The sequence below is a fragment of the Duganella sp. LjRoot269 genome (genome assembly GCF_964254095.1).
GTDB classification, from domain to species: Bacteria; Pseudomonadota; Gammaproteobacteria; order Burkholderiales; family Burkholderiaceae_D; genus Rugamonas; species Rugamonas hordei.
Window position 1 is genome coordinate 404545 of record NZ_CAXUSL020000001.1, and the last position, 17128, is coordinate 421672.

Consider the following 17128-nt stretch of genomic DNA (forward strand, 5'->3'; position numbering starts at 1 on the left):
GGAGGAGCAGTTTTTGGAATCAGCAGGCACATACGATTACATCATTATTGGTGCAGGGTCAGCGGGTTGTGTATTGGCAAACCGACTGAGTGCGAACAGGGAAGCGAATGTCCTGCTCATCGAGGCAGGCGGCAGGGACGATTATGTGTGGATACACATACCCGTCGGCTACCTGCATTGCATAGACAATCCGCGGACGGACTGGATGTTCCGTACGGAAGCCGATCCCGGGCTGGGCGGCCGCAGCCTGCTGTACCCGCGCGGCAAAGTGCTCGGAGGCAGTTCCTCCATCAACGGCATGATCTACATGCGCGGCCAGGTCGGCGACTACGACCGCTGGGCGGACCTGACCGGCGACGATAGCTGGCGCTGGCAGTCGGTGCTGCCCTTGTTCAAGAAGAGCGAGGATTACCACGGCGGCGCATCGGAAAATCACGGCGCCGGCGGTCCGTGGCGCGTGGAAAAGCAGCGCTTGTCGTGGCGCATACTGGACGCTTTCCGCGATGCGGCCGAGCAAACCGGCATCCAGAAAGTGGATGATTTCAATCGCGGCGACAACGATGGTTGCGGCTACTTCGAGGTCAATCAAAAACGCGGCATACGCTGGAATACGGCCAAGGCGTTTTTAAAACCGGCGGCGAAGCGGCCTAACCTGACCATCATGACGGGCTGCCACGTGGAACGCCTTATCATTGAAAATGGCGAGAGCGGCACCATTTGCAAAGGCGTGATTTTCACCGGCGGCGGCACGCAGTTCAGCGCCACCGCAGAGAAGGAAACCCTGCTGGCGGCTGGCTCCGTTGGCAGTCCGCAGATTTTGCAGTGCTCCGGCATCGGCGCCGCGGCGATGCTGAACCAGCATGGCATTGCGACGATGGCCGACCTGCCCGGCGTCGGCGAAAACCTGCAAGACCATCTGCAGCTGCGCATGATCTACAAAGTCGGCGGCGGCGCGCGCACCTTGAATACAATGGCGTCCAACTGGTTCGGCAAGATGAAAATCGGCCTTGAATACGCGCTGTTCCAGAGCGGGCCGATGTCGATGGCGCCGTCGCAGCTGGGGGCGTTCGCCCGGTCCGATGTCGGCCAGGCCACGCCGAATCTGCAATATCACGTGCAGCCTTTGTCGCTGGAAAAGTTTGGCGATCCGCTGCACGCTTTCCCCGCATTCACGGCCAGCGTTTGCAATCTGCGGCCGACGTCGCGCGGTCATGTGCGCATCGCCAGCGCCGATTCGTATGCGCCGCCGAAAATCTCGCCGATGTACTTGAGCACCGCGGAAGACCGCAAAGTGGCCGCCGCCGCGCTGACGTTGACGCGCCGCATCGCCGCCGCGCCGGCGCTGCAGAAATACGCGCCGGAGGAATACAAGCCCGGCATCCACTATCGCACGGAGGAGGAGTTAGCCGACGCGGCGGGGGCGATCGGCACCACGATTTTCCATCCGGTGGGCACCTGCAAGATGGGCCGCGCCGACGATCCGGGTGCGGTGGTCGACAGCCAATTGCGTGTAATTGGAGTACGCGGCCTGCGCGTGGTCGATGCTTCCGTGATGCCTTTCATTACCTCAGGAAATACCAACTCTCCCACCATCATGATCGCTGAGAAAGCTTCAGAAATGATTCGTTCAGAGTGGAAATGAAAGACCGGCCCCGTTAGGCTTAGATCAAAAGTCAACCGTAGTTATACTGTATTGTTAGCCAATTTGTTACTGTGTATGATCTAAAAAAATTTAGTAGTTTGAAAAGAATAACTGGGAGACAGGATGTCCGGCGTTATCTTGGAAACAAAGAATCTGACCAAGGAATTCAAGGGTTTTACCGCGGTCAATGATGTCAATCTCAAAGTGCAGCGCGGCCACATCCACGCGCTGATCGGTCCCAATGGTGCAGGCAAAACCACATGCTTCAATTTGCTGACCAAGTTCCTGGTGCCCACTTCCGGCCAGATCCTGTTCAACGGCAAGGACATCACCGCCGCCAAGCCGGCGCAGATCGCCCGCATGGGCGTGATTCGTTCGTTCCAGATTTCGGCGGTGTTTCCGCACCTGACGGTGTTGCAGAATGTGCGCATCGGCCTGCAGCGCCAGCTGGGCACCAGCTTCCACTTCTGGCAAAGCGAGCGCGCGCTGGACAAGCTCAACGACCGCGCCATGCAGCTGCTGGCCGAGGTCGACCTGACCGAATTCGCCGACACCGTCACCGTCGACATGCCTTACGGCCGCAAGCGCGCTTTGGAGATCGCCACCACGCTGGCGATGGAACCGGAGCTGATGCTGCTTGATGAACCGACCCAGGGCATGGGCCACGAAGACGTGCACCGCGTGACCGAGTTGATTAAAAAAGTGTCGGCCGGCCGCACCATCCTGATGGTCGAGCACAACATGAAAGTGGTGTCCGGCATCTGCGACAAGATCTCTGTTTTGCAACGCGGCGCGATGCTGGCGGAAGGCACGTATGCGGAAGTTTCGAATAATCCACAAGTGATGGAAGCGTATATGGGTACAGAAGCCGCCGTGCTGGAAGGAGCCCACTGATGACGGCCGCTCTGGAAATTTCGAACCTGCAAACCTGGTATGGCGAATCGCACATCCTGCACAACGTCAATTTGACGGTGCAGCCGGGCGAAGTGGTCACGCTGCTGGGCCGCAACGGCGCCGGCCGCACCACCACGCTGCGCTCGATCATGGGCTTGACCGGCGCCCGCAAGGGCTCGATCAAGGTCAACGGCGCGGAATCGATCGGTTTGCCGACGCACAAAATCGCCCACCTCGGCATCGGTTATTGCCCGGAAGAGCGCGGCATCTTCTCGTCGCTGTCGACCGAGGAAAACCTGCTGTTGCCGCCGCAGTTGTCCACCGGCGAGAAGGGCATGTCGGTCGAGGAAATCTACGCGATGTTCCCGAACCTGGAAGAACGCAAGCACAGCCAGGGCACGCGCCTGTCCGGCGGCGAACAGCAGATGCTGGCGGTGGCGCGCATCCTGCGCACCGGCGCGCGCCTGCTGTTGCTCGATGAAATTTCGGAAGGCCTGGCGCCGGTCATCGTGCAAGGCCTGGCGCGGATGATCACGACGCTGAAATCCAAGGGATACACCATCGTCATGGTGGAACAGAATTTCCGGTTTGCCGCCCCGCTGGCGGACCGGTTTTATGTGATGGAACACGGTCAAATCGTTGAGACCTTTGTTGCATCAGAACTGAGCGCCAAGATGCCGGTGTTGACCGAGCTTCTGGGCGTGTAAGCAAGTGGAAAAAAATAAGCAATAACACTACTTCTTGAACCAACGGAGACGAAATGAAACTTAAAGCCATCACCATCGCAGCAACCGCCGTATGCGCATTCGGCCTGTCTTTTGCTGCCCAAGCCCAGGTTTCCGGCGACACCATCAAGATCGGCCTGATCACCGACATGTCCGGTCTGTACACCGACATCGACGGCGCCGGCGGTGCCGAAGCGGTCAAGATGGCGATTGCCGACGCCGGCGTGGTCATCGCCGGCAAGAAGGTCGAGTTCATCTCTGCGGACCACCAGAACAAGGCCGACATCGCCGCCTCCAAGGCACGCGAATGGTTCGACCAGCAGGGCGTCGACCTGCTGATCGGCGGCACCAACTCCGGCGCCAACCTGGCCATGGCCAAGGTCGCGGCCGAGAAGAAAAAAGTGTTCATCTCGATCGGCGCCGGCTCGGCCCGCCTGACCAACGAGGAATGCACGCCGTACACGATTCACTACGCCTACGACACCATCGCGCTGGCGCGCGGCACCGGCGGCGCCATCGTCAAGCAGGGCGGCAAGAGCTGGTACTTCCTGACCGCCGACTACGCCTTCGGCCAGTCGCTGGAAAAAGACACCGCGGACGTGGTCAAGGCGCAGGGCGGCAAGGTGCTGGGCTCGGTCAAGCACCCGCTGTCGGCGTCGGACTTCTCGTCCTTCCTGCTGCAGGCGCAATCGTCGGGCGCGCAGATCCTGGGCCTGGCCAACGCCGGCGGCGACGCGATCAACTCGATCAAGGCCGCCAACGAGTTCGGCATCACCAAGAAGATGAAGCTGGCCGGCCTGCTGATCTTCATCAACGACGTGCACTCCCTGGGTCTGAACTTGACCCAGGGCATGTACCTGACCGACGGCTGGTACTGGGACCAGAATGCGGAAACCCGCGCCTGGTCGAAGCGCTACTTCGAGAAAATGAAGAAGGAACCGTCGATGCTGCAAGCGGCCGACTACTCCGCCGCCAGCAACTACCTGAAGGCGGTCAAGGCCGTCGGCAGCGACGACACCGACAAGGTCATGGCCTACCTGAAGGCGAACAAGATCAACGACATGTTCGCCAAGAACGGTGTGATCCGTCCGGACGGCCGCATGGTGCACGATATGTACTTGATGGAAGTGAAGAAGCCGTCGGAATCGAAATATCCATGGGATTACTACAAGGTCGTGGCCACCATTCCTGGCGACCAGGCGTACGCCACCAAGGCGGAAACCAAATGCGCCCTGTGGAAATAAGCTGAGTTGTACACAGGCTGCGCGCGCTTCCACGCCGCGCGCGGCCTTTTTCTGGCTCCGCGCCGCCCCGTCCGGGGAGGCGATCTTTATATTGTGATCTCATGGAAATTTTCGGCGTTCCCCTGCCCGCGATGATGAGCCAGCTGCTGCTGGGGCTGGTCAACGGCTCCTTCTATGCCATGCTGTCTCTCGGCCTGGCCGTGATCTTCGGCCTGCTGAACGTGATTAACTTCTCGCACGGCGCCCTGTACATGATGGGCGCGTTTGTCGCCTGGATGGGGATGGCCTACTTCGGCCTCAACTATTGGGTGATGCTGGTGCTGGCGCCGCTGATCGTCGGCGTGTTCGGCATCATCATTGAAAAAACCATGCTGCGCTGGCTCTACAAGCTGGATCATCTGTATGGCCTGCTGCTGACCTTCGGCATCACGCTGCTGGTCGAAGGCGTGTTCCGCTCGTTCTACGGCGTGTCCGGCCAGCCGTTCCAGGTGCCGGAGGCGCTGGCCGGGGCGACCGACCTCGGCTTCATGGTACTGCCGAACTACCGCGCATGGGTGGTGGTCGCCTCGCTGGCCGTGTGCCTGTCGACCTGGTTCGTCATCGAGAAGACCAAGCTGGGCGCCTACCTGCGCGCCGGCACCGAGAATCCCAAGCTGGTCGAAGCCTTCGGTATCAACGTGCCGCTGATGGTCACGCTGACCTACGGCTTCGGCGTCGCTTTGGCGGGCTTTGCAGGGGTGCTGGCGGCCCCGGTGATCCAGGTGCAGCCCCTGATGGGCCAGAACCTGATTATCGTCGTATTCGCCGTTGTGGTGATCGGCGGCATGGGGTCGATCATGGGTTCCATCCTGACCGGTCTCGGCCTGGGCATCATCGAGGGCCTGACCAAGGTGTTCTACCCGGAGTTTTCGTCGACCGTGGTATTCCTGGTGATGGTCATCGTGTTGCTGATCCGTCCTGCCGGCTTGTTCGGCAAAGAAAAATAAGAGGGCACAGATGAATAAGAAACTGGGTTACCTGATCGCCTTCGCGATCGCGCTGGCGGCGCCGTTTGTCGGCTATCCGATCTTCCTGGCCAAGCTGCTGGTGTTCGCGCTGTTTGCCTGCTCGTTCAACCTGCTGATCGGCTTTACCGGCCTGCTGTCGTTCGGCCATGCCGCCTTCTTCGGCGCCGCCGGCTACGTGGCCGGCAACGCGATGAAGGTGTGGGGCTGGCCGCTCGAGCTGGGCATGCTGGCCGGCGTTGCAGCCGGTGCGCTGATCGGCCTGGTGATGGGCGCGCTGGCGATCCGCCGCCAGGGCATCTACTTCTCGATGATCACGCTGGCGCTGGCGCAAATGGTCTACTTCGGCGCGCTGCGCGCCGGCGAGTTCACCGGCGGCGAAGACGGCCTGCAGGGTGTTCCACGTGGAAAACTGCTGGGCATGCTCGACCTGTCCAACGACACCGCGCTGTACTTCTTCGTGCTGGGCGTCGCGGTGCTGGCCTTCATGCTGATCGTGCGCACCGTGCATTCGCCGTTCGGCCAGGTGCTGAAGGCGATCAAGGAAAACGAGCCGCGCGCGATCTCGCTGGGCTACGACGTCGACAAGTACAAGCTGCTGGCCTTCGTGCTGTCGGCCGCGCTGTCCGGCTTGGCGGGCGCGTCCAACATGCTGGTGCAGGGTTTTGAAACGCTGACCGACGTGCACTGGAGCATGTCCGGCCTGGTGATCCTGATGACCCTGGTCGGCGGCATGGGCACGCTGGCCGGTCCGATGCTGGGCGCCATCATCATCATCGCGCTGGAAAACAAGCTGGGCGACTTCGGCATTTTCATGGTGTCGCACACCGGCATCGAATGGTTCAACACCATCGGCGAAGCGGTCAACATGGTGATCGGTTTTATCTTCATTGTCTGCGTGCTGTTGTTCCGGCGCGGGATTATCGGCGAAATTGTCGCGCGCTTCGGCGCCGTCAAGAAGCCCGCATGATGTAGCGCACGCGCCGGACGTTCTGTCCGGCGCTTTTTTCTCATCGGTAGTAAATTTTTATCTGGCCGCCGGCCGGAGTGGGAGTGGTCCGTCCGTAACTTTTATTGAATAGAGGATGACATGCATATTAAAAAACTTGCGTTGGCGCTAGCCGGCGTTGCGCTGACCGCTTGCGGTTCGAACGAGCACGATACGGCTGAAGATCTGAACCAGCTGCCGAGCTACCTGGGCACGATCACCAGCAAGACCTACGACGGCACCAGCGACGACTTGCTGACCGCCGGCCTGGGCGCCACCGGCCTGGCTGCCGCCACCGCGCCCGCCTACGCGGATCCGTTGAATCCGACGCCGGCGGAGCTGCGGCGCAATGCGATCTACTCCAACTACCGCGCCGTGCTCGACATCTCCGCCAACAGCGGCTACGGCACGCTGTACGGCCCGAATGTGGATGCCAAGGGCAATGTCGGATCGGGGCAGGGCATGGTCGCCGGCTCCGAGTACGTGGCGTATTCCGACGACGGTACCGGCAACCAGAACGTGACCTTGATGGTGCAGGTGCCGGCGACGTTCGACGTGAATAATCCGTGCATCGTCACCGGCACCTCGAGCGGGTCGCGCGGCATCTACGGCGCCATCGGCAGCGCCGGCGAATGGGGCTTGAAGAACAACTGCGCGGTCGCCTACGCCGACAAGGGCAGCGGCACCGGTCTCTACACCTTCGAGGACGACAGCGTGAACCTGCAGAACGGCGTGCGCGCCACGCGCGCGTCGGCGGCCAAGAATTCCATCTTCACGCCGGCGCTGAGCGACGCCGACCGCGCGGCGTTCGCGTCGTCGTCGCCGGCGCGCATCGCCTTCAAGCACGCGCACTCGCAGCAGAATCCGGAAAAGGATTGGGGCAAGTTCACGCTGCAGGCGGTGGAGTTTGCCTTCTACGTGCTGAACGAGAAGTACGGCGTGCTGGCCAAGGATAACAAGAGCCATATCGTCCGCCTGACGCCGAAAAACACGATCACGATCGCTTCCAGCATCTCCAACGGTGCGGGCTCGGCCCTGCTGGCCGCGGAACAGGACACCAAGGGCCTTATCAGCGGCGTGGCGGCCACCGAGCCACAAGTCCAGCCCAAGACCGCCACCGGCTACTCGGTGCGCCAGGGCGGCGCCAGCGTGACGGGGCAGGGCAAGGCGCTGTTCGACTACTCGACCTATGCCGCGCTGTACCAGCCTTGCATCGCGTCCACAGCGGCCGCTCCGGGGCGTTGCACGGCATTGGTGGCCAAGGGCCTGCTGACCGGCACCGACCTGCTGTCGCAGCAGAACGACGCCAAGGCGCGGCTGAAGGCTTACGGCTGGCTGGCGGATTCGGACATCCTGCAGGCCGCGCACGCGGGCACCAACATCCTGGTGGCGGTGACGTACGCCAACGCCTACGGCAAGTTCTCGGTGACGGACAAGGTGTGCGGATTCTCGTTCGCGCCGACCGACGCCACGGGCACGCCGCTGGCCTTCACGGCTGCTCAAAAAGCGAGCAGCTTCTCCACGCAGAACGGCATCGTCGGCAGCGTGGTGTACGAGAATTCCGTGGGCGGCGCCAAGGCTTATAACTTCGGCGTGTCGCCGAGCAGCAGCCTGGCGGACCAGTCGCTGGACGGCTTCCTGTGCCTGCGCTCGCTGGCGACGGGTGTCGATGCGGTCACCGGCGGGCCGCTGAGCGCGACGCTGGCGGCGCAAAGCGCGCGCGTGAAAGCGGGCATGGCCGAGGTGGCGGCGACCGGCAATCTGCACGGCAAGCCGGCCATCATCGTGCAGGGCCGCAGCGATACGCTGATCCCGGTGAACTTTGCCTCGCGCGCGTATCTGGGGCTGAACGCGTCGGCGGAGGGCGGCACCAGCAAGCTGCGCTACATCGAGGTGACCAACGCCAATCACTTCGATTCGTTCACCAACGCGCTGCCCGCGAATATCGTGCCTCTGCACGTGTACCTGTTCCGGGCGCTGGATGCGATGATGGCCAACCTGCGCAGTTCGGCGGTGGCGCTGCCGCCGTCGCAGGTGGTGCGGACGGTGCCGCGTTTCGATAACACGTCGCTGATCACCGTGGCCAACGTGCCGCCGATCGCCGCCGCGCCGGTGACCGGCAACACCATTACCGTCAGCGGCACCACGGTCGACGTGCCGAACTAGGGTCTACAACGCTGCCGCGTAGATCGCCCTCGCATCGTCGCGCGTGACGGTGCGGGGGTTGTTCCCCAACAAACGGGTCTGGAGCATGGCGTCATCCGCCAGCCGGTCCAGGTCCGTTTCCCTGATCCCCACCTGCTGCAAGGTCCGCTCGATCCCCGAGATGATGGCAATTTGCTGCATCGCAACAACCAGCGCTTCCGCCCTCGCCTCGACGCTGCCGCTCGCCTCCGGCACCACGATCTCCGCCAGCTCCGCATACAAGCCAGCCGCTTCCGGCGCGTTGAAACGCAGCACATGCGGCAACACCAGCGAATTCGACAAGCCGTGCGGCACGTGGAATATGCCGCCTATTGGATACGCCAGCGCATGCACCGCCGCCACCGGCGCGTTCGAGAACGCCTGTCCCGCCAGCATGGCGCCGAGCAGCATCGCCTGCCGCGCCGCCAGGTCGCGGCCATTTTCGCAGGCGCGGATCAGGTTGGCGGACAGCAGGCCCAGCGCCTTGCGCGCCAGCAGGTCGGACAGCGGGTTCTTTTTATGGCGGCTGGTGTAGGCCTCGATGGCGTGCACCATCGCGTCGATGCCGGTCGCGGCGGTGACCAGAGGCGGCAGGCCGAGCGTCAGTTCCGCGTCCAGCAACGCCAGGTCCGCATAGAGTTGCGGCGCGACGACGCCCATCTTTGTGGTGGCGCCGGTCGTCACGATGGCGATGTTGGTGACCTCGGAACCGGTGCCGGCGGTGGTTGGAATCTGCACCAGCGGCAAGCGAGCACCCTTCACATTGCCGATGCCGTAGATCGCGCCGAGCGGCTGGTCGCTGCCGGCCAGCACGGCGATCAGCTTGGCGACATCCATCGAACTGCCGCCGCCGATGCCGATGACGATGTCGGTCCGATGCTTGCGCGCGGCGGCGACTGCCTCCAGCACCACCTGTTCCGGCGGGTCGGCGACGACGTTGGAATAGACCTCCACCTGCAGTCCGGCGGCCCGCAGGCTGGCTGCCGGAACGTCCACCAGGCCGGTCTTCAGGAAGCCGGGATCGGTGACGAGCAGGGCGCGTTTGGCGTCCGGAAAGCGCTGGGTGATGTGCTCGCCAAGCCTGCCGGCGGCGCCGAGCTCGGACACGACATGGGCGACAGTGCTGAATGCAAACGCTGGGAAATCATTCATGGCGGCGGCTTCCTGGAGTTGGAGTTTCACGTGAAATCTTACAGTAAGCATGACGGACATGCATGGAGAGCGGCTTGGCTTTCTTCCGTACAATATAGCCTTTGCATGCTTGAGGAATGTTCGTGATGGTCGACTATCTGGTGTTGGGAGTGGCTGCGTTCGGCGCGGGTCTGGTGGACTCGGTCGTCGGGGGTGGGGGATTGATACAGCTGCCGGCAATGTTCGCCGTGTTTCCCAACATGGCGCCAGCGACGCTGATCGGCACCAGCAAGCTGGCCGGCATATTCGGCACCGGCGTGGCCGCGGTCAACTACGCGCGTCGCGTCGCCATCGCCTGGACGGTTGCCGCGCCTGCCGCGTTCACCGCCTTGATTTTCTCCTTCCTCGGCGCCTACACGGTAACCAGGGTATCGGGCGAATTCATGCGGATGCTGTTGCCGATCGTCCTGTTGGCGGTTGCCATCTATACCTTTGCCAAGAAGGACTTCGGCAATGTTCACGCTCCGCTGCACACCGGTCGGAAGGAACAGACGCTGGCGCTGCTGATCGGCGCCGGCATCGGATTCTATGACGGCTTCTTCGGCCCCGGCACGGGCAGCTTCCTGGTGTTCCTGTTTGTCCGCGTCTTCGGCTTCGATTTCCTCGCCGCCTCGGCGGTAGCCAAGATCGTCAACGTTGCGTGTAATTTTGCCGCGCTGGTCTGGTTCGGCTACAGCGGCCATTTGTTGTGGGAGCTGGGCGCGTTCATGGCGGTGTGCCAGATCGGCGGTTCCATCATCGGCTCGCGCCTGGCGATGAAGCACGGCAGCGGTTTCGTGCGCCAGCTGTTCCTGATCGTGGTCACGATATTGATCGTGAAATCTGGCTACGATGCATGGTTGCGTTGGTGATATTGTTTCACGTGGAACCAAAAGAGGGCGCCTGTTGGGAACGACAGGCGCCCTTTTTCAATGTTTCACGTGGAACAATTGGGCACTATTTTTTTGCTCAAAAAAGTCGCAGCAGCAAAAAGACTCTATAATCTGACCTTGATCCCTTCGCTTTAACCAAATCCATCATGTTATTTCCAACTCATTTCGACGTCATCGTTGTCGGCGGTGGTCACGCCGGTACCGAGGCGGCCCTCGCTTCCGCCCGCATGGGGCAGAAGACTCTGCTGCTCACGCATAACATTGAGACGCTGGGCCAGATGTCGTGCAACCCATCCATCGGCGGTATCGGCAAAGGCCATCTGGTCAAGGAAGTCGATGCCATGGGCGGCGCCATGGCGATCGCCACCGATGAATCGGGCATCCAGTTCCGCATCCTGAATTCCTCCAAAGGCCCTGCCGTGCGCGCAACCCGCGCCCAGGCCGACCGCATCCTGTACAAGCAAGCCATCCGTTCGCGCCTGGAAAACCAGCCCAACCTGTGGCTGTTCCAGCAGGCCGTCGATGACTTGATGGTGGAGGGCGACCGCGTGGTCGGCGCCGTCACCCAGATCGGCCTGAAGTTTCTGGCGCCAGCCGTGGTGCTGACCGCCGGTACTTTCCTCGACGGTAAGATCCACGTCGGCCTGCAGAACTACTCGGCCGGCCGCGCCGGTGATCCGCCGGCAATCTCGCTGTCGGCCCGCCTGAAGGAACTGAAGCTGCCGCAAGGTCGCCTGAAGACCGGCACGCCGCCGCGCATCGACGGCCGCAGCATCGATTTCTCGCTGATGACCGAGCAGCCGGGCGACCTCGATCCGGTGCCGGTGTTCTCGGTGATGGGCAATGCCGCCATGCATCCGCGGCAGATGCCGTGCTGGGTTACGCACACCAACAACAAGACCCACGACATCATTCGCGCCGGCCTGGACCGCAGCCCGATGTACACCGGCGTCATTGAAGGCGTCGGCCCGCGCTATTGCCCGTCGATCGAAGACAAGATCCACCGCTTCTCGGCCAAGGAATCGCACCAGATTTTCCTGGAACCGGAAGGCCTGACCACCAACGAATTCTATCCAAATGGCATCTCGACCAGCCTGCCGTTCGACGTGCAGATCGAACTGGTGCGCTCGATGAAGGGCATGGAAAACGCCCACATCCTGCGTCCCGGCTACGCCATCGAATACGATTATTTCGATCCGCGCGGCCTCAAGGCGTCGCTGGAAACCAAGGCCGTTGCCGGCCTGTACTTCGCCGGCCAGATCAACGGCACCACCGGCTACGAAGAGGCGGCGGCGCAGGGCATGCTGGCGGGTATCAACGCCGCGCTGCAAACCCAGGGCCGCGAAGCCTGGACGCCGGCCCGTTCCGAGGCCTACCTCGGCGTGCTGGTCGACGACCTGGTCACGCAAGGCGTGCTGGAACCGTACCGCATGTTCACCAGCCGCGCCGAATATCGCCTGAGCCTGCGTGAAGACAATGCCGACATGCGCCTGACCGAAATCGGCCGCAAGCTGGGCTGTGTCGGCGATGCGCAGTGGGAAGCGTTCGAGAAAAAACGCGAAGCCGTGGCGATGGAACTGGAGCGTCTGCGCTCGACGTGGGTCAATCCACGCATCCTGGAAGCGGCCGAATCCGAGCGCGTCATCGGCCAGGCGATCGAGCGCGAGTACTCGTTGGCGAATCTGCTGGCGCGTCCCGGCGTGGACTACGACAAGCTGATGAGCTTGTCCGGCATCGACGGCCGCGAGCTGGCCGGTCCCGGCGTGAGCGACGAAGCGGTGCGCGAACAGGTGGAAATTCAACTGAAGTATTCGGGCTATATCGACCGCCAGACCAAGGAAGTCGAGCGCCACGAGCACTACGAAAACCTGAAATTGCCGGAAGGTTTCAGCTACCTGGACATCACCGCGTTGTCGGTGGAAGTGCGGCAGAAACTGCATGCGCAGCGTCCGGAAACGCTGGGCCAGGCATCGCGCATTTCGGGCGTGACGCCAGCGGCGATCTCGCTGCTGCTGGTGCACCTGAAGAAGGCAGGCTTCGGTGGATTTGTGAATGCTGAAAAAGATGAGGCTGTTCAATGAAGGTGTTTGACCGTGCAGTACTCGCGGATGTTTTAAAACAAGGCATCAACAGTCTGAAGCTGGACCTCGGCGACGACCAGGTGGAAAAACTGCTGGACTACCTGGCGCTGCTGAACAAGTGGAATTCGGTGTACAACCTGACGTCGGTGCGTGATCCGATGCAGATGGTGACCTTGCACGTGCTGGATTCGCTGGCGGCGGTACCTGCCTTCGCCGGCGCCGCCAACGTGCTGGACGTGGGAGCAGGGGGCGGACTGCCGGGCATGGTGCTGGCGATCAGCCGTCCGGACATGAAAGTGTCGATGATCGACACGGTGCACAAGAAGACAGCGTTTTTGAATCAGGTAAAGGCGGAGCTGGGCCTGTCCAACGTGACGGTGTACACCAAGCGCGTGGAGCAGCTGGAAGTGAAGACGAAATTCGACGTCATCACCTCGCGGGCTTTTGCGGACCTTTCCGACTTCGTCAACTGGTCGGGACACCTGCTGCAAGAGGGCGGGCGATTTATAGCCCTGAAAGGGACGGCGCCGGCAGAGGAGCGGGAGCGACTGCCAGAACCATGGAAAGTGCAGAAACTGGAGCCTTTGGAAGTGCCGGGGCTGGACGCGGAGCGCCACCTGGTATACATCCAAGCCGAAACTAGGTAAATGATTTATACGATATAAATGGTTTATACAGTTTATTCTGTATAAACAATATAAATCGTTTATATCGTTTTAATAGTATATACAATTAGCAGTACGAACATAAAAAGAAATACATGGCGAAAATTTTTTGCGTAGCGAATCAAAAGGGTGGCGTAGGTAAGACTACCACAACGGTCAACCTGGCCGCCGGATTGGCAAAGCTGGACCAGCGCGTATTGCTGGTCGACCTGGACCCGCAAGGCAACGCCACGATGGGCGCAGGCATCAACAAGGCAGGGCTGCCGGCATCGACCTATGAGGTGATGCTGGGCGAATCCGACGTGGCCACAGCGCGCCAGCGTTCGGAGCCGGGCCAGTTCGACGTGCTGCCTTCCAACCGCGAGCTGGCAGGCGCCGAAGTCGAGATGGTCTCGCTGGACAACCGCGAGCGCCGCCTGAAGGATGCGCTGGCCCTGGTCGACAAGGAGTACGACTTCATCCTGATCGACTGCCCGCCCGCGCTGTCGATGCTGACCTTGAACGGCCTGTGCGCCGCGCATGGCGTCATCATCCCTATGCAGTGCGAGTACTACGCGCTGGAAGGGCTGTCCGACCTGGTCAACACGATCAAGAAGGTGCACGCCAACCTGAATCCCGACCTGAAGATCATCGGCCTGCTGCGCGTGATGTTCGATCCGCGCATGACCTTGTCGCAGCAGGTGTCGGCCCAGCTGGAGCAGCACTTCGGCGACAAGGTCTTCAAAACCATCATCCCGCGCAACGTGCGTCTGGCCGAAGCGCCGTCGTACGGCCTGCCGGGCGTCACCTTCGATCCGACCTCCAAGGGTGCGCAGGCGTATATCGCCTTCGGCGCCGAGATGGTCAAGCGCATCAAGAAAATGTAAGGCAATCACATGGCAACCAAAAAACTCAAAGGCCTGGGTCGCGGCCTGGAAGCGCTGCTCGGCGGCGACGGCGACATCACCACCCCGGACGCGAACACGCCATCCGAACTGCCGGTCACGCAGATGCAGGCCGGTAAATACCAGCCGCGCACGCGCATGGACGAAGGCGGCCTGCAGGAGCTCGCCGCATCGATCAAGACCCAGGGCATCATGCAGCCTATCCTGGTGCGCCCGGTCGGCACCGACAAGCTGACTGGCGAGATCAAGTACGAGATCATCGCCGGCGAACGCCGTTTCCGCGCCGCGCAAATCGCCGGCCTGGAAGTGCTGCCTGTTTTGGTGCGCGACGTCGACGACCAGGCCGCCGCCGCGATGGCGCTGATCGAGAACATGCAGCGCGAGGATCTGAATCCGCTGGAAGAGGCGCAGGGCATTCATCGCCTGATCACCGATTTCAGTTTCACGCACGAACAGGCGGCGACCGCGGTCGGCCGTTCGCGCAGCGCGGTGTCGAACCTGCTGCGCCTGATGAACCTGGCCAATCCGGTACAAACGATGCTGATGGCCGGCGATATCGACATGGGACACGCCCGCGCGCTGTTGTCGGTGGATGCGGCGACGCAGATCAACCTGGCCAACATGGTTGTCGCCAAACGGTTGTCGGTGCGCGAAACCGAAAAGCTGGTCGCACGGACGCTGGAAGAGCAAAAGGCCCCGCCGGCCGAAGCACGTCAAAAAGAAAAGTCCGGCGACATCGTTCGGCTGGAAGAAGAGCTGTCCGACACGCTGGCCACGCCGGTGGTGTTCAAGATGGGCGCCAAGGGCCGCGGCCAGATGATCATCGACTTCGCCGACCTCGACATCCTCGACGGCGTACTGGCCCGCCTGCGCGCCTAAACCCGGGGTCAGATCCGACATTCGGACACGAGCTCTGCCGTAGCAGCCGCTACGGCAGAGCTCGTGTCCGAATGTCGGATCTGACCCCGAAGTGACGTGGTGATTTGACAAACCATCAACAAAACATGAAAACGCTTAACTGGTTCCAACTTGGTGCAAAGAGGGTGGAAATGTTTATAAAAGCGTCTCTTTCGTGCACCAATTGCTCTGCTGCGGTGCAGCAATGTTTGACGTGATACAGTAAAGACACATATAATCCCGTGTCTTTGGGTTTTATCGGCATTTTGGGAGCTCGCCAAGTGAATGATTCGACGAGTATTTCCAAGCCGATTTTTAAAGTCGTCGCCCTCCAGTTGGCCATCGTCACTGGATTCGCCTTGCTCGCCTGGAACTTGGGCGGAGTACTCAAAGCTTGGTCGGCCGCCTATGGCGGAGCAATCGCAGTCATCGGGAGTCTGATGTACGCGATGATTGTTGCGGGCGGAACAAATGACGCCAAAAAAGCTTTCCGGGCGCATGTGCGCGCCGAAGTAGTGAAAATATTTATCACGGTAGTGCTGTTCGTGTTGGCACTAGCGCTGTTTCAGTCGGCCTCATGGTTATGGCTGATCTTGGGTTTCGCGGTGGCAACCTTGGCTTACTGGTTCTCACTGCTCGCAGTTTAATCACCAAAATCTAATACTTTTATGACCACAGAAAACGCTGTTGAGGCAGTCCACGAGGCGCCGACTTCCATCGAGTACATCCAGCACCACTTGAGCCATCTCAAAAATGCTGACGCAACCTTCAACCTGGACACGTTCTGGGTTTCGGCCATTCTGGGCCTGATCTTCCTCGGCGTGTTCTACATGGCGTCGCGCAAGGCGACCGCCGGCGTGCCGGGCAAGCTGCAAAACTTCGTCGAAGCCGTCATGGAGCTGGTCAACGAGGTGGTCAATTCCGCATTCCACGCCAAGAGCAAGGTCATCGCGCCGCTGGCCATCACGATCTTCTGCTGGGTTTGGCTGATGAACGCGATGGATTTCCTGCCGGTCGATCTGCTGCCCAAGCTGCTTGGCTACTTTGGCGTCCACAAGCTGCGAGTCGTGCCGACCGCGGACGTCAACCACACTTTCGGCATGTCGTTCGGCGTCATGCTGTGCATTATTGGTTTCTCGATCAAAGCCAAAGGTCTCGGCGGCTGGGGTAAAGAGTTGCTGACCGCCCCCTTCCACGCCCATGGCTTCATGGCCGTCGTGCTGGCTCCGGTCAACTTCATCTTCCAGATGATCGAGTTGCTGGCTAAGCCACTGTCGCTGTCGCTGCGACTCTTCGGCAATATGTACGCCGGTGAGCTGCTGTTCATTCTGATCGCTCTGCTGCCATGGTGGGCGCAGTGGCTGCTGGGTGGTCCTTGGGTCATTTTCCACATCCTGGTGGTGACCCTGCAAGCGTTTGTGTTTATGGCGTTGACTGTCGTGTATCTGAGCCTCGCGGTTGAGAAGCACTAAGCAACAACTCGTTTTTAACTTTTCAGTATCGTAGTCTTTTTTAAAATCTTAGGAGAAATTCAATGCAAGCTCTGATCGCACAAGTACAAGGCATGACCGTTCTGGCCGCAGCAATCATCATCGGCCTGGCCGCAATCGGCACCGCACTCGGTTTCGCAATTCTGGGCGGCAAATTCCTGGAAGCCTCGGCTCGTCAACCAGAACTGATGCCACAACTGCAAACCAAGCTGTTCGTTATCGCTGGTCTGCTGGACGCGATCTCGATGATCGGCGTCGGTGTTGCTCTGCTGTACACCTTCAGCAACCCATTCCTGGCCGCCGTTATCGCTGCTGCTGGCAAGTAATTCGCTCCCTTCTAGGAGAAACTTTTAGTTAGGAGCAAAGG

The 17128-nt window shown here is 61.0% G+C and carries 16 protein-coding genes; 15 read left to right on the top strand and 1 reads right to left on the bottom strand.

From position 1 onward, the window contains the following. The first annotated feature begins 13 nt into the window (after nt 1-13). The 7 genes from ACSQ3S_RS01685 (at nt 14) to ACSQ3S_RS01715 (ending at nt 8663) form a co-directional block, all read left to right on the top strand. A complete protein-coding gene (locus ACSQ3S_RS01685; protein ID WP_436141422.1) occupies nt 14-1642 on the top strand; it encodes a GMC family oxidoreductase in 1629 nt (542 codons plus the stop codon). A gap of 123 nt (nt 1643-1765) precedes the next feature. Further along, complete coding sequence (locus ACSQ3S_RS01690; protein ID WP_353401814.1) at nt 1766-2536, top strand: ABC transporter ATP-binding protein; 771 nt, start codon at nt 1766-1768, stop codon at nt 2534-2536. Continuing rightward, nucleotides 2536-3243, top strand: a complete 708-nt coding sequence (locus ACSQ3S_RS01695) for an ABC transporter ATP-binding protein (protein ID WP_176653220.1) — start codon at nt 2536-2538, stop codon at nt 3241-3243. The genes ACSQ3S_RS01690 and ACSQ3S_RS01695 overlap by 1 nt, the downstream gene beginning before the upstream one ends. A gap of 53 nt (nt 3244-3296) precedes the next feature. Beyond that, nucleotides 3297-4505, top strand: coding sequence for an ABC transporter substrate-binding protein (locus ACSQ3S_RS01700; protein ID WP_176653219.1), 1209 nt, complete (start codon nt 3297-3299; stop codon nt 4503-4505). A gap of 101 nt (nt 4506-4606) precedes the next feature. Further along, nucleotides 4607-5491 (top strand): branched-chain amino acid ABC transporter permease, encoded by an 885-nt coding sequence (locus ACSQ3S_RS01705; protein WP_176653218.1) that lies wholly within the window; start codon nt 4607-4609, stop codon nt 5489-5491. Nucleotides 5492-5501: 10 nt separating this feature from the next. Next, nucleotides 5502-6479, top strand: coding sequence for a branched-chain amino acid ABC transporter permease (locus ACSQ3S_RS01710; protein ID WP_176653217.1), 978 nt, complete (start codon nt 5502-5504; stop codon nt 6477-6479). Nucleotides 6480-6599: 120 nt separating this feature from the next. Then, nucleotides 6600-8663 carry a 3-hydroxybutyrate oligomer hydrolase family protein gene (locus tag ACSQ3S_RS01715; protein ID WP_436141423.1) on the top strand — a complete coding sequence of 688 codons (2064 nt, stop codon included), beginning with the start codon at nt 6600-6602 and terminating at the stop codon, nt 8661-8663. A gap of 3 nt (nt 8664-8666) precedes the next feature. Here the strand turns inward: ACSQ3S_RS01715 and ACSQ3S_RS01720 are convergent, their stop codons facing one another. Then, nucleotides 8667-9833, bottom strand: coding sequence for an iron-containing alcohol dehydrogenase (locus ACSQ3S_RS01720; RefSeq protein ID WP_436144980.1), 1167 nt, complete (start codon nt 9831-9833; stop codon nt 8667-8669). Nucleotides 9834-9958: 125 nt separating this feature from the next. Between ACSQ3S_RS01720 and ACSQ3S_RS01725 the strand changes: the two genes are divergently transcribed. From ACSQ3S_RS01725 to atpE, 8 genes are all read left to right on the top strand, one after another. Next, nucleotides 9959-10723: a sulfite exporter TauE/SafE family protein gene (locus ACSQ3S_RS01725; RefSeq protein WP_353402017.1), complete on the top strand. Its 765-nt coding sequence runs from the start codon at nt 9959-9961 to the stop codon at nt 10721-10723. Nucleotides 10724-10890: 167 nt separating this feature from the next. Then, the gene (mnmG, locus tag ACSQ3S_RS01730; protein WP_353401823.1) at nt 10891-12825 is read left to right on the top strand and encodes a tRNA uridine-5-carboxymethylaminomethyl(34) synthesis enzyme MnmG; all 1935 of its coding nucleotides are present in this window, start codon (nt 10891-10893) and stop codon (nt 12823-12825) included. After that, on the top strand, nt 12822-13472 hold the full coding sequence (gene rsmG, locus ACSQ3S_RS01735) for a 16S rRNA (guanine(527)-N(7))-methyltransferase RsmG (RefSeq protein WP_176653213.1): 651 nt from the start codon (nt 12822-12824) through the stop codon (nt 13470-13472). Before mnmG ends, rsmG begins: the two co-directional genes overlap by 4 nt. Nucleotides 13473-13585: 113 nt before the next feature. Next, on the top strand, nt 13586-14356 hold the full coding sequence (locus tag ACSQ3S_RS01740; RefSeq protein WP_413422248.1) for a ParA family protein: 771 nt from the start codon (nt 13586-13588) through the stop codon (nt 14354-14356). A gap of 9 nt (nt 14357-14365) precedes the next feature. Next, nucleotides 14366-15253 carry a ParB/RepB/Spo0J family partition protein gene (locus ACSQ3S_RS01745; RefSeq protein ID WP_176653211.1) on the top strand — a complete coding sequence of 296 codons (888 nt, stop codon included), beginning with the start codon at nt 14366-14368 and terminating at the stop codon, nt 15251-15253. A 299-nt stretch (nt 15254-15552) separates the two neighbouring features. Beyond that, nucleotides 15553-15918, top strand: a complete 366-nt coding sequence (locus tag ACSQ3S_RS01750; RefSeq protein ID WP_176653210.1) for an ATP synthase subunit I — start codon at nt 15553-15555, stop codon at nt 15916-15918. Nucleotides 15919-15939: 21 nt separating this feature from the next. Continuing rightward, nucleotides 15940-16743, top strand: coding sequence for a F0F1 ATP synthase subunit A (gene atpB / locus ACSQ3S_RS01755; protein ID WP_176653209.1), 804 nt, complete (start codon nt 15940-15942; stop codon nt 16741-16743). 62 nt (nt 16744-16805) lie between these two features. Further along, on the top strand, nt 16806-17087 hold the full coding sequence (gene atpE, locus ACSQ3S_RS01760) for a F0F1 ATP synthase subunit C (protein ID WP_093385793.1): 282 nt from the start codon (nt 16806-16808) through the stop codon (nt 17085-17087). Nucleotides 17088-17128 lie beyond the last annotated feature (41 nt).

Coding starts and splice junctions, on each gene's coding strand:
- ACSQ3S_RS01710 (WP_176653217.1), top strand. CDS start 5,502: ATGAATAAGAAACTGGGTTACCTGATCGCCTTCGCGATCGCGCTGGCG.
- ACSQ3S_RS01740 (WP_413422248.1), top strand. CDS start 13,586: ATGGCGAAAATTTTTTGCGTAGCGAATCAAAAGGGTGGCGTAGGTAAG.
- atpB (WP_176653209.1), top strand. CDS start 15,940: ATGACCACAGAAAACGCTGTTGAGGCAGTCCACGAGGCGCCGACTTCC.
- ACSQ3S_RS01705 (WP_176653218.1), top strand. CDS start 4,607: ATGGAAATTTTCGGCGTTCCCCTGCCCGCGATGATGAGCCAGCTGCTG.
- ACSQ3S_RS01745 (WP_176653211.1), top strand. CDS start 14,366: ATGGCAACCAAAAAACTCAAAGGCCTGGGTCGCGGCCTGGAAGCGCTG.
- ACSQ3S_RS01725 (WP_353402017.1), top strand. CDS start 9,959: ATGGTCGACTATCTGGTGTTGGGAGTGGCTGCGTTCGGCGCGGGTCTG.
- ACSQ3S_RS01715 (WP_436141423.1), top strand. CDS start 6,600: ATGCATATTAAAAAACTTGCGTTGGCGCTAGCCGGCGTTGCGCTGACC.
- ACSQ3S_RS01690 (WP_353401814.1), top strand. CDS start 1,766: ATGTCCGGCGTTATCTTGGAAACAAAGAATCTGACCAAGGAATTCAAG.
- rsmG (WP_176653213.1), top strand. CDS start 12,822: ATGAAGGTGTTTGACCGTGCAGTACTCGCGGATGTTTTAAAACAAGGC.
- atpE (WP_093385793.1), top strand. CDS start 16,806: ATGCAAGCTCTGATCGCACAAGTACAAGGCATGACCGTTCTGGCCGCA.
- ACSQ3S_RS01695 (WP_176653220.1), top strand. CDS start 2,536: ATGACGGCCGCTCTGGAAATTTCGAACCTGCAAACCTGGTATGGCGAA.
- ACSQ3S_RS01720 (WP_436144980.1), bottom strand. CDS start 9,833: ATGAATGATTTCCCAGCGTTTGCATTCAGCACTGTCGCCCATGTCGTG.
- ACSQ3S_RS01700 (WP_176653219.1), top strand. CDS start 3,297: ATGAAACTTAAAGCCATCACCATCGCAGCAACCGCCGTATGCGCATTC.
- mnmG (WP_353401823.1), top strand. CDS start 10,891: ATGTTATTTCCAACTCATTTCGACGTCATCGTTGTCGGCGGTGGTCAC.